Here is a 13938-nt window from a genome sequence, read left to right as displayed (position 1 = left end):
TTCAAGACTATTTTTTATTGGCTTACCGTAAAAACATTCGTACTTTTGTATCTCATTTGTTAGTAGTATATGAGACATCTCATTTATTTGGTATTTCTAATTGGGCTAAGTATAAATGCCCAAGAGCATTCAGTAGGTGTTAAAGTTGGTGGAAATATTGCATCTTTAGTTGGTGATGGTACAAGTAATTTATCTTCTATGACCAATTTTCATGCAGGATTTTTTATGGAAATACGATTAACAAAGGACGTTAAAATTCAACCAGAACTTTTATTTACAGTTTATGGTTTTAAGCAAAATGGTGATGGACCACCAAAAGTTCGTTTAAATTATGTGGCTTTACCTGTGATGGCAAAATATTTTGTGTCAAAATCCTTTAGTTTTGATGCAGGTCCACAAGTAGGTATATTGGTAACTGCAAGAAACGGAACAGGCTCAGATGCAAATGTAAAGTCAGCTTTTTACGACAGGGATTTTGGTGTTAATGCAGGAGTGAGTTATGCAATTTCAGACAAAGTAAGTACTTCATTAAGATATTACTTTGGTTTAACTGATGTAACAGCAGTAAGTACAAAAAATTATAATAGAGCATTACAATTCGCATTACAATTTAAAATAAATTAAAAATATTATGAAATCATACGATGTAGCAATAATAGGTTCTGGTCCAGGTGGATATGTAGCGGCAATCCGCTGTGCACAATTAGGAATGAAAACAGCTATTATTGAAAAATATTCTACGCTTGGTGGCACATGTCTAAATGTAGGTTGTATTCCAAGTAAGGCCTTGTTAAGTTCTTCGCATCATTACGAAGAGGCAACCAAGCATTTTGAAGAGCATGGTATAGAAATACCAGGTGAAATCAAAGTGAATTTAGAGAAGATGATTGCACGTAAGCAAGCAGTTGTTGACCAAACCACAGGAGGTATTGATTTCTTAATGAAGAAAAATAATATTGATGTTTACGAAGGTTTAGGCTCATTTAAAGATGCAACTCATATTAAGATTGAAGGAAAAGATTCTGGTGAAATAGAAGCTAAGCATAGCATTATCGCAACTGGGTCAAAGCCTTCAAATTTGCCGTTTATTACAATAGATAAAGAACGAATTATAACATCTACTGAAGCCTTAAAACTCAAAGAAATTCCTAAACATTTAATCATTATTGGAGGTGGTGTTATTGGTTTAGAGTTAGGGCAAGTGTATCGTCGTTTAGGTTCAGAAGTTACGGTTATAGAGTATATGGATAGAATCTTACCAACAATGGATGCAGGTTTGTCTAAAGAACTTAATAAAGTATTTAAGAAGGCAAAGTGTAACATGATGGTGTCTCATAAAGTACAGTCTGTTGAGCGTAAAGGAAAAGAGGTCATTGTAAAGGCTGAAAACAAAAAAGGTGAGGTTGTAGAATTTAAAGGTGATTATTGTTTGGTTTCAGTTGGTCGTCGTCCATATACGGATGGATTGAACGCTGAGGCTGCAGGAGTAAAGCTTAACGATAGAGGACAAGTAGAGGTCAATGAACATTTACAAACATCTGTTTCTAACATTTATGCTATTGGTGATGTTATTAAAGGCGCTATGTTAGCACATAAAGCTGAAGAAGAAGGTGTTTTTGTAGCTGAAACCTTAGCAGGTCAAAAACCACATATAGATTATAACTTAATTCCAGGAGTAGTTTACACATGGCCAGAAGTTGCTGCAGTAGGAAAAACAGAAGAGGAGTTAAAAGAAGCTGGTACAGCATACAAGGTAGGTCAGTTTCCTTTTAGAGCATTAGGAAGAGCCAGAGCAAGTGGAGATATTGATGGGTTTGTAAAAATCTTAGCAGATAAAACTACAGACGAAGTTCTTGGTGTACACATGATTGGTGCACGTTGTGCCGATTTAATCGCAGAAGCAGTTGCTGCTATGGAATTTAGAGCCTCTGCGGAAGATATTTCGAGATACTCTCATGCACACCCAACATTTGCGGAAGCTGTTAAGGAAGCGGCTTTAGCTGCAACAGATGACAGAGCTTTGCATGTTTAACCTGAATGCACTTCAGGTTCTTATATAGTATTGTTATTCTGAAGTTGTTTCAGAAACAAAAAAAAAGCGAACAGTTAATGTTCGCTTTTTTTTATTTTATAATTCTTGTATTAAATCTTCTATTCGTAAACGTTTTGAATAATCATCTTCATTTACATCGCGTACAAAACAATACGCGCTAATTTCTTCATTGTTTACTTTTTCAGTGAGTTCTTCAACAGTAAAAGGACCAAATTCTTTAGATTTTTCTATGTAATAGAATTCGTGCTCATATATGATATTACTTACCTTTTTTTGATACTTTTCCTTAAGGTAGTTTTGTATGTCTTCAATAGAGTTTAATTCATTTTCGTAATGCGTGGTATTAATATAAAGTGCAAAATCTTCCTTATCCTGATGATTAAGTACAAGGATATCATCATCCTTAAAATAAGCCTTAACTGTAATTAGGCCATCTTCAGTTTCAATAGAAAATATGTTTTTAATATTTATAGTCCACGACGTTTTAATGGTAGTGTCTTTTCTTTCAATTTCAAGGATGTTGTCCTCTCTAAAGGTGTAAACCGATTTCTTTTTTGAGATACCATTGACCAAAACCCATTGCTGATTTATGAGATGTGAATCATGATGGCTCTCGTAATCAAAAGGTTTGAGATTAGGAATGGTATTATGTAGGTTAGTACTCATTAAGCGGTTTATAACAAATAGCCTGTGACTATTATAATATAACGTCAGATTTGGGCTTTTATTTATATAAAGTTAAAATTTTTCGAGACGTTTCAAAACATCTTTCTTATAACTTCGACTAATGGGCAGAGCTATTCGATTAACTGTAATATGCTCATTAGTAAATGATTGAATTTTAGATAAACATATAATATAAGATCTGTGGATTCTTAAAAAATCATTTTTGGGCAATTTTGCCTCAATTGCACTGATCGTTTCTCTTGTAACAATAACGGTATCATTGAGGTGAATTTTAATATAATCACTAAAGCTTTCAATATAAATAATGGCATCAAAATCTACTTTTAGCATTTTACGATTAGAACGCACAAAAATGAAGTTATTTGTTTCTGTAGATTCATTTTTAAGGCTTTCAGATTGCGCATTAACTTCAAAAAAGCGATTTACAGCTTTTAGTAAACGCTCAAAAGCAATTGGTTTTAAAAGATAATCTACCGCTTGCAAATCAAAACCTTCAACAGCATAGTCTCTATAGGCTGTGGTAAAAATAACTTTAATGTTTTTGTTAATAGACTTAGCAAATGCAATTCCGGAAATTTCGGGCATATTAATATCCAAAAACACCAAATCTATAGTATTGTTGCTTATGTAATTAAAGGCTTCAATAGCATTTTTACACTGTGCAACGATTTCTATATTTTCAATTTTTGCTAAATGCGAAGTAATTATTTCACGAGCAATAGCTTCATCATCAACAATAATGCAAGACACAACTTTATCCATTTTCTAGTGCAGATTTTGGGTTTAAATTTAATGCGACTCTAAACTCATTTTCATCGTGTTTTATAGTGAGTTGATGCTGGTTAGGATAGAGTAGTTTTAGACGTTTTTCTGTATTCTCTAACCCAATGCCGTTTTTGTAATTAGAATCTTTGGTACTGTTATTTTTTATCTGGAATAGAATAGTATTGGCGTGTGTTTCAATAGAAATATCAATATTTAAAATCCCATTTTTTATGACACCATGTTTAAAACTGTTCTCTATAAAAGGAATAAATAACATAGGAGCAATTTCTATAGATTCTGAATCTAAATTTTTAGTAAATGAAACATTTAAGGTGTCATTAAAGCGCATTTTTTCTAAGCTTATGTAATCCTCTATGTGGTTAATTTCGTCATTTAAATTTACAAAAGGCTTATCAGCTTGATAAAGTAAATAATCCAACAGATTAGAGAGTTTTAAAATCATTTCTGGTGTTTCATCTGCTTTTTTTAATGCAAAACCATACATTGTGTTTAGGGTATTGAATAAGAAATGCGGATGAATTTGCATTTTTAAATACTTTAATTCTTGCTCTTTTAATTTTAGTTGTGTTTCTAAGATTTTAGTTTCTAGTGTTTTTGTTTTTTTGGAAGCATCAATATTAAGTTTCATGAGTTTAAAAGCACTTACAACAAAGGTAACAAGGTAGATTCCTGTCATTACAAAAAGGATGTTTTTTGTAACTGGATTCATGCTACTGTATTCAAAATTTGAAATGTATATAAGGCTAAAAAAGATAGAAACCATCACCAAATAGGTAGAGATAATTAGTGTATAACAACTGTAAAGAATAAAATGAAAATACCGTTTGGTAATAAGATAATCTGGAATCAATTTATAAATAGAAACATACGTGAGCGAAATAGTTATAGGCATTAAGAACAATGAATATACTAAGGTGTCGTTAAAATTGTTACTACCAACTCCAAAAAAATAGGTATAGAACAGTAACACACCACACCAAAATATAAGATGGAGTAGGCCTTGCCCTATTTTTTTTAATACGAAGTCTGTTTTTAGCATTTAGCAAACTTTTACATACAATAATACTATATTTTTAGAGTGATTTGTGAGTTTGTAGACGAATGACAGGTTTAGCTATGGTTTTAGCATTTTGTTTAATCGCTTATTAAATTGGTAATCTATCGCATTTTAAGATATTCGACGCTTTAAAAGTTTAGGTTTGGAGTATGTTTAATTAAAATCATCAATTATGAACGAACTAGTAATTTCAAATATTTCAATAATACCACTACAATTTGTGGACAGATTTTACGAAGGCGGCCCTTTATTTATGTCGCTTATTTTAATCTGTTTATTGCTTTCTGTTTTCTTTTTAGTAAGAGGATTTATGAGTTTTAAAGGAAATGCCATCCGAGCCGAAAAAATGTTAAAATTAACCGTTGATTCTAGCTTGCTAGGATTAGTTATAGGATTTTTAGGTTCTGTCATCGGTTTAATAACAGCTTTCGATTCTGTTGAAGCAATGGGAGATCCAGATCCTTCGATATTTGCAGGTGGTCTTAAGGTTTCATTATTAACAGCAACATTCGGACTCTTTACCTTTGTTGTGGCGAGAATTGGTATATTAATCCTGCGTTGGTGTTTAAATGCCGATAAGACGAAATAATCATATTAATACAGATATCAGCAAGATGAAATTTATACTATACTTTATCATTGGCATAATTTTTCAACAGGTAATTAATGCACAATCAGACCACTATTTATTGCAAGTAGGTAAAACAGATAGTATCTATTCAGAGGAGTTAAAGGAGTTTAGAGAGGTTTATGTAGAGTTGCCTGAAAGTTATATGGCAAACTCTGACGAGAAATTCCCTGTTGTTTACGTGCTAGATGGAGAAGTGTTTTTACCAACTGTAGTGAATGTTCTTAATTTTTATAGTGGAGGATTTATGCCAGAAATGATAGTGATTGGTATTTTTAATAAAATAAATAGAACTAGGGATTTAACACCTTCTAAGATTAATACAAGGTATGGAAGACCCTTTAATATAGAAAATGGTGGTGCAGAAAGCTTCTTGAAATTTATAAAACAAGAACTAATTCCTCATATAGAGGAAAAATACAGAGCAACCAATTATAGAACTTTAATAGGTCATTCGTTTGGTGGATTGTTTGCCATTAATACTTTAATTAATGAGCCAGATTTATTTGCTAATTATATTAGTATTGACCCAAGTTTAGATTGGGATAATCAAAAACTTATCAAGCAAGCGGATTCTGTTTTAAAGAAAGTAAAACTATCCAATAAAGCTTTGTATATGTCTTTAAGCGGACAGCTACATATGCAAAACAAAGATGTTACCATTGACAATGTTATGCAAGACACATCTGACTTTACGCTTTTTGCACGTTCTAATATTAAATTTTCAAATACAGTAAAGAACTCCAAAAGTAATCTATTTTATAAATGGCAATTTTACCCTAATGATTTACATGGTACTATTTCACAATCGTCAATAAAAGATGGCTTACTAGCACTTTTTCAATGGTATCAAATGGAAAATACAGATGCCATCAATAACCCAGAAACTTCAATTGAGGAATTGTTGAAGATTATAAAACACCGAGAAGCTAAACTCTTTAAACATTATGGCTATAAAGTTCCTCCATATCCTGAGTTTCTTTTAGATATGTCAGGACATATGAACATGGATATGCAACAAATTGAAAAATCGAAAATGTACTTTGAACAAGCTATCAAGTATTATCCTAAAAGTGAAAATGCTTATAATTCTATGGCAGAATTTTATATAAGCCAAAACGATAAAAAGAATGCTATAATTAATCTTCAAAAAGCGTTTGAAATCAGTGAAAATGTGGATTATAAAAATAGGATAAATGAATTGCTAGATTAATATTCACTGATAATTATATCAAAAAGCGAACTTGAAAAAGTTCGCTTTTTTTCTGCCTCAACTTTTAATTCTTTAATTTTGTGGAAATAACAATATGGAACAATTAACACTAACCACACCAGCTTTATTGTTTTCTGCAATTTCTTTAATAATGCTAGCATATACCAATAGATTTTTAGCTTATGCAGCGGTAATTAGAAACTTAAGTGAGAAATACTTAGAGAAACAAGAAGATTCATTAATTCGTCAAATTAAAAATTTAAAATTGCGCCTCGATTTAACGCGATGGATGCAGATATTTGGAATAACAAGTTTATTGCTCTGTGTATTGACTATGTTCTTAATATACATTAATCAGCATATTGTTGCAGTTTGGATATTTGGTGTGGCATTACTCCTTCTTATTATGTCTTTGGCTTTATTAATTATAGAAATCCAAATTTCAGCTAAAGCTTTACAGCATCATCTTAGAGATATAGAAGATTATTTAAAGGTAAAATAGTAAGATAGTCAAAATAATTTTTGATATTGTAATAAATTGATGTTAAGCTGTTTGTGATATCTTATTTTACATCCTCCGGCATTTATTATTTATACATGATTTTTTTTGTAAGAAAAATTACAAAAAAATGTGACTTATATTTAAAAGTAGTGTCTTACACTATAACAACTAACTAAAAACCGATTAAAAAAACTCTTGACACAAGACGCTGTTCATAGCCTAACCGATGAAGCGCTAGTAGAAGCTATCGTAAAAACCAACGACACTTTGTTGTTCGAGGTGCTATACGATAGATATGCGTCGATGGTTTACAATAAGTGCTATGGATTTGCCAATGGTGTGGATGAAGCCAAAGATTTAACTCAAGATGTTTTTTTAAGAGTCTTTGTTAAGCTGGGAAGTTTTAAAGGACGTTCAAAATTTTCTACATGGTTATATGCATTTACATACAACCATTGTGTAAATTATGTAACCAGAAACACAGCAAAGAAGATTGAAAAAAAATCAGTAAGTTCAGACAGTATTGAAAATATAGGTGAAGATGTAGACTCAACTCGTGAGTTTGCAAGTATGAGAGTAGAGAAGTTGAAAAAAGTAATGGAATTAATTTCACCAGATGAAAAAATGATATTACTATTAAAGTATGAAGATAATTTATCTATTAAAGAGTTATCTGAAGCTTTAGATATTGGCGAGAGCGCAGTAAAAATGCGTCTAAAAAGAGCAAAAGAAAAACTCGTACATAAGTACGATAATTATATGAAAGATGGAGAATCCATTTAAGCAAATAAACCAGCCACTCCAAGAAGTTCCTAAGGAACTCAAGAGCAAAGTTATGCACGATATTGCAGTAGCTAAGTTGCTTATGGAGTTAGCTGAACTGTTTTCATATAACTTAGGTCATGTAATAGAAACTGTAAGCAAAAATAGAAAGAAGTAATACTTAATAAACCCTAACATTAAAATTAATAAGTATGGAAAAAGTGAGTGAATTTTCAGAAGTAGCAATGAGCTCTCTAAAAAATATTTGGCTAGAGATAACAAAAATATTTCCAAATATCATTGGCGCAATCATAGTTTTAGTAATTGGATGGATCATTACAAAACTAATTGTAAAGCTTATAAAGAAGATTTTAAAATTAGCAAAAGCCAATAAGCTAGATGATAAGCTTAATGATATTGAATTGGTGGAGGGGAAGAAGCTTAACTTCGATACTGTAAAAGTTGTTTCTAAAGTAGTTAAATATCTTATGTATCTCATACTGTTTGTTACAGCATCTGATATTATGGGATTAGATATTATTACCAAGCAGATTAGTGATTTAATATCATACTTGCCAAAATTATTTGCTGCGTTAATTGTGTTTATTGTCGGTTTGTTATTTGCGAATTTTGTAAAAAACGGACTTAAATCTCTATTTGAATCCATGGACTTATCAGGTGGGAAAATAATTAGTCAAATTATATTTTTCTTACTACTTACCTTCATTTCAATAACTGCATTAAACCAAGCAGGTATAGATACAGAGATTATTACCAACAATATTAATATGATTATTGCTGCTTTTCTTTTAGCGTTTGCCATTGCTTTTGGTTTAGGAGCAAGAGAAGTTGTGGGTAAATTGCTTAAAACATTTTATGCACGTAAGACTTTTGAAGTAGGGCAAGCAATTACGTTTAATAATGAAGAATTCACTATAGAATCTGTAGAAAATATTTCAGTGGTACTAAAAAATAAAAAAGGAAAACTAATAGTGCCTATTAACGACTTAGTAGAAAATCAAGTACAAATGCAGGATCAACTATAAGGTTAGGGTTATAGATTTTATTATTATAATAAAATGTGATCCTGCGTACTTGAAGTACAAAAGTCTCTTCAACTAAATTGAAGAGGCTTTTTTTATTTTTTCTTGTTTCTTCGGTTGTAGTTTTTGTCTCCTCTGGTTTTAGGCTTTTTATATTTTTTTGCTATTTCACGTCGGTAAGAACCACCAAGGTTTTCTTTCTTGTTTTTATCCTTTTTTTCATGAAAAGCAGGTCCTGGAGCATCTTCATCTCTTCTTTTTATAGGATTATATCTTTCCTGAAGTTGCGGACGTTCTTCTTCTATGAGCTCTGTAGAGATGTCTATATCTTGAGGAAGTTCTAATGTTTCAATGGACATTTGCATAAGCTCCTCAAGCCGTTCTCTTGCTTCTTGTTCTTTTTCAGTAGAAAATAGAATTGTGTAACCTTCTTTTTCTGCACGACCAGTTCTACCAATTCTATGCATATAATTTTCAGGATAATCAGGAGTGTCAAAATTTATAACATGAGATACATCGTCAATATCCAACCCACGAGCCATAACATCCGTAGCTACTAAAAGTCTGTTTTCGCCTTCTCTAAACTGTTCTATACTTCTTAGACGATAATTTTGTGTTTTGTTGGAGTGAATAACACAGGTTTCGTTAGGGAATAACTCTTCTAACTTATCGAACAAACGGTCAGCCATTCTTTTATAAGCTACAAAAATTAAAACCCTAGAAAATTCATCTTTATCCTGAAGTAAATGTTCTAATAAATTGACTTTAGTATAAAAGTTAGGAACGTCATAACGTACTTGCTTTATGTTTTCTAATGGCGTACCAGAAACCGCAATCGAAATTTTTGAAGGGTTAATAAAGAAATCCGTAATCAAGTCGTCCACATCTTTAGTCATTGTAGCAGAAAACATAATGTTTTGGCGACGCTCTGGTAGGATATCAAAAATATTGAGTAGTTGATGTCTAAAACCTAAGTCTAGCATAACATCAACTTCGTCAATAACCAATTTTTGTATGGATTTTAATTGCAACACTCTACTCACTGCCAAATCATACAAACGTCCTGGAGTAGCCACAATAATATCTTGTCCTTGAGCGACAGCTTGTTTTTGCGTGTTTATGTTAGTGCCACCATAAACGCCTAATACACGATTGTTAATGTATTTCGAGAATTTTTCAATCTCACTAACCACTTGCACAACCAGTTCTCTAGTAGGTACTAAAACTAAAACCCTTGGGTTATCTTGTCTAGAATATTTTAGGTTTCGCAAAATAGGCAACATATAGGCAAGTGTCTTACCAGTACCTGTTTGTGCGATGCCAACAACATCTTTGCCTGAAGCTACAACACTAAAGGATTCCGCTTGTATAGGCGTCGGAGTTACAAAACCCAAATCGTCTAAAGCGTTATATAAAGGTGTGTTTAAATTTAAATCTTGAAAAGTCACAATATGATTTTAGGTGGCAAAGATACATTTTCCTAGCGAGAAAGGTTTTGTTTAAAAATGTATTCAATTTTATTTCGAGTTTAAATTTCGGTAAATTGCACTAATTATTTTTCTATTGAGAACAACTGTCATTCACCCAATACATCATCCTAGTAAGTTTAAGCAAAACCTGTTGCTTTGGAGCCAGCAGTTTGACGACGTTATTTGGTTGGATTCTAACAACCACAGTGATCTATATAATAACTACGATGCGGTTTTGGCAGTAGATGCTTTTACTTCTCTTAAAACGGATTATTTTGATGCTTTTGAGCAATTAAAAGAGTATCAATCCGCAACTAACGATTGGATTTTTGGTTACCTTACATACGACCTAAAGAACACGACAGAGTCATTAAGCTCTCAAAACTTTGATGGATTGGAGTTTCCAGATTTGTATTTTTTTCAACCCAAAAAACTCTTTCTTTTCAAAGGTGACAAAGTTGAAATTAAATATTTAAAAATGGTAGATGATGACATTGAAGCTGACTTAAACACTATTGAAAGTGGTTGTGCTGAACGCAGTCGAAGTACTTATGAAAACAATATTAAAATAAAACTTAGAATCCATAAAGATGAGTACTTTGAAAAAGTAAATAAAATGCTTGCGCATATTCAACGCGGAGACATTTACGAAGCTAATTTTTGTCAGGAATTTTATGCAGAAGACAGTGAAATTAATCCTTTAGAAACCTTTAAAAAGCTTAATAAAATTTCTCAACCACCATTTGCTACATTTTTAAAAGTTGAAGACAAATTTTTATTATCGGCATCACCAGAACGCTATATCAAAAAAGAGGGCTTAAAAGTGATTTCGCAACCTATAAAAGGAACCGCAAAGCGTTCTTCCAATAAAGAAGAAGACGATAAGCTAAAAGCTGAATTATCAAATGATGAAAAAGAACGTAGCGAAAACATTATGATTGTCGATTTGGTGCGTAACGATTTGTCACATACAGCTATAAAGGGGAGTGTTAAGGTTGAGGAATTGTGTAAAGTTTATTCCTTTTTGCAGGTGCATCAAATGATTTCAACGATTTCTTCTGAGGTTGGCAAGGCAACACATCCTGTAGATATTATAAAAACAACATTTCCAATGGGAAGCATGACGGGAGCACCAAAAATCTCAGCAATGAAAATCATTGAAGATTTAGAAGAAACAAAACGTGGCTTATATTCGGGTTCCGTTGGGTATTTTACACCAAACGGAGATTTTGATTTTAATGTGATTATTAGAAGTATTCTTTATAATGAAACCAAACAATATGTTTCTTATTCTGTTGGAGGTGCCATTACAGCTAAAAGCGACCCTCTAAAGGAATACGAAGAATGTTTGATTAAGGCTAAAGCTATGCGTGAGGTTTTGGAAAACTAGTTGTCAGTCTCAGTTGTCAATGTTTCTTTTTGAGTTTTTCTAGTATTATTATGACCTAACTTAGTGATAATCATTTAGCAGTAATTCTCCACGTATCTTCGTGCCTTCTCTGTGTAGCTTTGTGTAATAGTTACACATGCAACTCTGCGTCTCTCTTTGACTTAGGGCGAATAACTCTGATCTTCAAACATAAAGTTAAACCATCACTCAATATGTCTGCGAAAAGTCAACTTTACCTTATCAAAAATCATTTCTACACGCTTTTGTTCTATCCTTTTTATTTTGGCAATAGATGCAAAATCCAGCTTTCCAAAAATGTATAAATCCACAATATTAGACACATTAAAAGGCAACCAATTATAAAACTGACTAAATACCTTTGGTGATGGTGATGCAGATAAGTTTTTAACCTCAAAAGCCTTTAAAATTGAGGTTTCCTTATCTGCATACAAATACAGATGTTCTTTGTTGTCTTGGTGGTACGATATATCACTAAGTTCTGTGTTTAAAATAAAATCCCAGTCCGCATCAACGGTGTAATCTTCTTCAAGTTTAGACAACTCATCTTTTAATATAGTATCTGTACTAATAGTGTTTTTGTGGTAAGCTTCGTTTTTAAATAAAACATTCATGTAAAGATCCACCATTTTAAAAAGCTCCAACTTTATGGCAGAAGCTTCAGAATCTACATTAAAGCCCTTGCTATACAGGTTAATGATGCTTTCGTCTATAATGTCGTTAGATGAAAACATATTTTTTGGTAAAATGCCAATGGTTTCAGCAATATAGATACGGTGTTTTACATAAGGGTGTAAATATTGCAGCGCAGAAAGTAGTTTTTTGTCAAATGCAGTTCGCGCAGATTTCGATATTAATTCTTTTAAAGCACTCATAAGCCATAAATTATATCATCCCTTTAAAGTTAACGAAAAAGAACGTGATTTGCTAGATTTTAGTCATCAAAGTATTGGAATTGTTTAAGTGGCTCAATAATGTATCTTTACCATATGCTAAAACAGTTTAGAAAACATATCGATATACACTTTGGATTTCTTAAGGAAAGCAGGATTATTATTGCTATTTCAGGAGGTGTGGATAGCGTAGTTTTAGCACATCTCTGCAAAGCGTTAAACCTAAATTTTGCTTTGGCACATTGCAATTTTAACCTGCGTGGAGAAGAAAGCAATGCAGATGAAGACTTTGTACTTGAGTTAGGCGAAGAGTTAGATGTAGAGGTTTTTGTTCAGAATTTCGACACACAAGATTATGCAGATAAAAATAAGCGTTCCATCCAAATGGCAGCGCGAGAGTTGCGTTACGATTGGTTTGCGGAACTGGCAAAACAATTACAATTCGATTATATCCTCACAGCACATCACGCAGATGATAATCTTGAAACGTTTTTAATCAATTTTACTCGTGGAACAGGATTAAATGGTTTAACGGGAATTCCAGAAATAAATGCTAATATAGCACGACCATTATTGCCATTCTCTAGAGAAATAATTGAAGCTTATGCTAAAGCAAACAATATCAATTGGAGAGAAGATAGTAGTAATTCGTCGCGCAAGTATTTGAGAAACAAATTGCGTCACGAGGTTATTCCGATTCTAAAAGAAATAAACCCAAACCTTTTAGATAGTTTTAAAACGACATTAGAAAACTTAAACGATACTGCAGATATAGTTGATGACAGCTTAGTAAGAATCGAAAAAAAAGCCACTAAATCTATTGATAAAAACGGTGTAACGTTTAAAATTTCAAAATTCAAAAAGTTAAGTAATCCTAAAGCCTATTTATTTGAGGTATTCAAAGATTATGGTTTTACGGAGTGGAATGACGTTGTTGATTTACTTGACGCGCAATCTGGTAAACAAGTGTTTTCTAGTACACATCGCTTAATAAAACATCGTGAGTATTTAATTTTAACTGATTTATGTCATTCAGAGCAAAGTGAAGAGTCTCTCATAATTAAAAAATCCGATAAATCAATAGAAACACCTTTGGGTATTTTGTTTTTTGATGAAGCTGATGCGATTAAAATTAATACCAGTAGTACAATCTATCTTGACAGGGATAAACTAAATTTTCCATTAGAATTAAGACTTTGGAAAGCAGGTGATGTCTTCTGTCCTTCAGGAATGAAAGGAAAAAAGAAGATTAGCAAATATTTAAAAGACGAAAAGCTATCGTTAGTAGAAAAAGAAAATACTTGGCTGTTAACCTCAAATAACGACATTGTTTGGGTAGTTGGTATGAGAGCTGATGAACGCTTTAAAGTTACAGAGCAAACAAAGCGAATTTTAAAAGTTAAATTAAAAAAGTAATGCCAGGCTGAGCGCAGTCGA

15 protein-coding genes are annotated in these 13938 nt (G+C 32.2%); 10 read left to right on the top strand and 5 right to left on the bottom strand.

Annotated features, from left to right (window positions below; genetic code table 11):
- Window positions 1-69 precede the first annotated feature (69 nt).
- Both ACFFGA_RS07855 and lpdA read left to right on the top strand, forming a co-directional pair.
- Window positions 70-624 (top strand): porin family protein, encoded by a 555-nt coding sequence (locus ACFFGA_RS07855; RefSeq protein WP_386062130.1) that lies wholly within the window; start codon window positions 70-72, stop codon window positions 622-624.
- Between the two features lie 7 nt (window positions 625-631).
- Window positions 632-2032: a dihydrolipoyl dehydrogenase gene (lpdA, locus tag ACFFGA_RS07850; protein ID WP_386062127.1), complete on the top strand. Its 1401-nt coding sequence runs from the start codon at window positions 632-634 to the stop codon at window positions 2030-2032.
- A 96-nt stretch (window positions 2033-2128) separates the two neighbouring features.
- On the opposite strand, the gene ACFFGA_RS07845 is transcribed toward lpdA, so the two are convergent.
- The 3 genes from ACFFGA_RS07845 to ACFFGA_RS07835 form a co-directional block, all read right to left on the bottom strand.
- Window positions 2129-2719, bottom strand: coding sequence for a hypothetical protein (locus ACFFGA_RS07845; RefSeq protein ID WP_386062124.1), 591 nt, complete (start codon window positions 2717-2719; stop codon window positions 2129-2131).
- A gap of 72 nt (window positions 2720-2791) precedes the next feature.
- Complete coding sequence (locus tag ACFFGA_RS07840) at window positions 2792-3502, bottom strand: LytR/AlgR family response regulator transcription factor (RefSeq protein ID WP_386062121.1); 711 nt, start codon at window positions 3500-3502, stop codon at window positions 2792-2794.
- Complete coding sequence (locus tag ACFFGA_RS07835; protein WP_386062118.1) at window positions 3495-4565, bottom strand: sensor histidine kinase; 1071 nt, start codon at window positions 4563-4565, stop codon at window positions 3495-3497. The genes ACFFGA_RS07840 and ACFFGA_RS07835 overlap by 8 nt, the downstream gene beginning before the upstream one ends.
- A 190-nt stretch (window positions 4566-4755) precedes the next feature.
- Between ACFFGA_RS07835 and ACFFGA_RS07830 the strand changes: the two genes are divergently transcribed.
- The 6 genes from ACFFGA_RS07830 to ACFFGA_RS07805 all read left to right on the top strand — a co-directional run bounded on the left by ACFFGA_RS07830 (window position 4756) and on the right by ACFFGA_RS07805 (window position 8734).
- On the top strand, window positions 4756-5172 hold the full coding sequence (locus tag ACFFGA_RS07830) for a MotA/TolQ/ExbB proton channel family protein (RefSeq protein ID WP_386062114.1): 417 nt from the start codon (window positions 4756-4758) through the stop codon (window positions 5170-5172).
- A 25-nt stretch (window positions 5173-5197) separates the two neighbouring features.
- Window positions 5198-6424, top strand: coding sequence for an alpha/beta hydrolase-fold protein (locus ACFFGA_RS07825; protein ID WP_386062111.1), 1227 nt, complete (start codon window positions 5198-5200; stop codon window positions 6422-6424).
- A 94-nt stretch (window positions 6425-6518) separates the two neighbouring features.
- Window positions 6519-6926, top strand: coding sequence for a DUF2721 domain-containing protein (locus ACFFGA_RS07820; protein WP_386062108.1), 408 nt, complete (start codon window positions 6519-6521; stop codon window positions 6924-6926).
- Between the two features lie 195 nt (window positions 6927-7121).
- Complete coding sequence (locus ACFFGA_RS07815) at window positions 7122-7709, top strand: RNA polymerase sigma factor (RefSeq protein WP_386062105.1); 588 nt, start codon at window positions 7122-7124, stop codon at window positions 7707-7709.
- Window positions 7693-7866: a hypothetical protein gene (locus ACFFGA_RS07810; protein WP_386062102.1), complete on the top strand. Its 174-nt coding sequence runs from the start codon at window positions 7693-7695 to the stop codon at window positions 7864-7866. Before ACFFGA_RS07815 ends, ACFFGA_RS07810 begins: the two co-directional genes overlap by 17 nt.
- A gap of 34 nt (window positions 7867-7900) precedes the next feature.
- The gene (locus ACFFGA_RS07805; protein ID WP_386062099.1) at window positions 7901-8734 is read left to right on the top strand and encodes a mechanosensitive ion channel family protein; all 834 of its coding nucleotides are present in this window, start codon (window positions 7901-7903) and stop codon (window positions 8732-8734) included.
- A gap of 92 nt (window positions 8735-8826) precedes the next feature.
- On the opposite strand, the gene ACFFGA_RS07800 is transcribed toward ACFFGA_RS07805, so the two are convergent.
- Complete coding sequence (locus ACFFGA_RS07800; RefSeq protein WP_386062096.1) at window positions 8827-10179, bottom strand: DEAD/DEAH box helicase; 1353 nt, start codon at window positions 10177-10179, stop codon at window positions 8827-8829.
- A gap of 115 nt (window positions 10180-10294) precedes the next feature.
- Between ACFFGA_RS07800 and ACFFGA_RS07795 the strand changes: the two genes are divergently transcribed.
- Entirely contained in the window at window positions 10295-11590 is a 1296-nt protein-coding gene (locus tag ACFFGA_RS07795; protein WP_386062094.1) for an anthranilate synthase component I family protein, read from the top strand.
- Window positions 11591-11793: 203 nt separating this feature from the next.
- Here ACFFGA_RS07795 and ACFFGA_RS07790 read toward each other — a convergent pair whose 3' ends face one another.
- A complete protein-coding gene (locus ACFFGA_RS07790; protein ID WP_386062091.1) occupies window positions 11794-12483 on the bottom strand; it encodes a hypothetical protein in 690 nt (229 codons plus the stop codon).
- 99 nt (window positions 12484-12582) lie between these two features.
- On the opposite strand from ACFFGA_RS07790, the gene tilS reads away from it, so the two are divergent.
- Complete coding sequence (gene tilS, locus ACFFGA_RS07785) at window positions 12583-13917, top strand: tRNA lysidine(34) synthetase TilS (RefSeq protein WP_386062088.1); 1335 nt, start codon at window positions 12583-12585, stop codon at window positions 13915-13917.
- Window positions 13918-13938: the final 21 nt, after the last annotated feature.

Source organism: Winogradskyella pulchriflava, from assembly GCF_042434315.1.
Taxonomy (GTDB): Bacteria; Bacteroidota; Bacteroidia; order Flavobacteriales; family Flavobacteriaceae; genus Winogradskyella; species Winogradskyella pulchriflava.
The sequence above is the reverse complement of the archived record's forward strand: the minus strand, read 5'-3'. Positions and strand labels throughout refer to the sequence as shown.

Coding starts and splice junctions, on each gene's coding strand:
- ACFFGA_RS07810 (WP_386062102.1), top strand. CDS start 7,693: ATGGAGAATCCATTTAAGCAAATAAACCAGCCACTCCAAGAAGTTCCT.
- ACFFGA_RS07830 (WP_386062114.1), top strand. CDS start 4,756: ATGAACGAACTAGTAATTTCAAATATTTCAATAATACCACTACAATTT.
- lpdA (WP_386062127.1), top strand. CDS start 632: ATGAAATCATACGATGTAGCAATAATAGGTTCTGGTCCAGGTGGATAT.
- ACFFGA_RS07805 (WP_386062099.1), top strand. CDS start 7,901: ATGGAAAAAGTGAGTGAATTTTCAGAAGTAGCAATGAGCTCTCTAAAA.
- ACFFGA_RS07840 (WP_386062121.1), bottom strand. CDS start 3,502: ATGGATAAAGTTGTGTCTTGCATTATTGTTGATGATGAAGCTATTGCT.
- ACFFGA_RS07835 (WP_386062118.1), bottom strand. CDS start 4,565: ATGCTAAAAACAGACTTCGTATTAAAAAAAATAGGGCAAGGCCTACTC.
- ACFFGA_RS07825 (WP_386062111.1), top strand. CDS start 5,198: ATGAAATTTATACTATACTTTATCATTGGCATAATTTTTCAACAGGTA.
- tilS (WP_386062088.1), top strand. CDS start 12,583: ATGTATCTTTACCATATGCTAAAACAGTTTAGAAAACATATCGATATA.
- ACFFGA_RS07845 (WP_386062124.1), bottom strand. CDS start 2,719: ATGAGTACTAACCTACATAATACCATTCCTAATCTCAAACCTTTTGAT.
- ACFFGA_RS07820 (WP_386062108.1), top strand. CDS start 6,519: ATGGAACAATTAACACTAACCACACCAGCTTTATTGTTTTCTGCAATT.
- ACFFGA_RS07790 (WP_386062091.1), bottom strand. CDS start 12,483: ATGAGTGCTTTAAAAGAATTAATATCGAAATCTGCGCGAACTGCATTT.
- ACFFGA_RS07855 (WP_386062130.1), top strand. CDS start 70: ATGAGACATCTCATTTATTTGGTATTTCTAATTGGGCTAAGTATAAAT.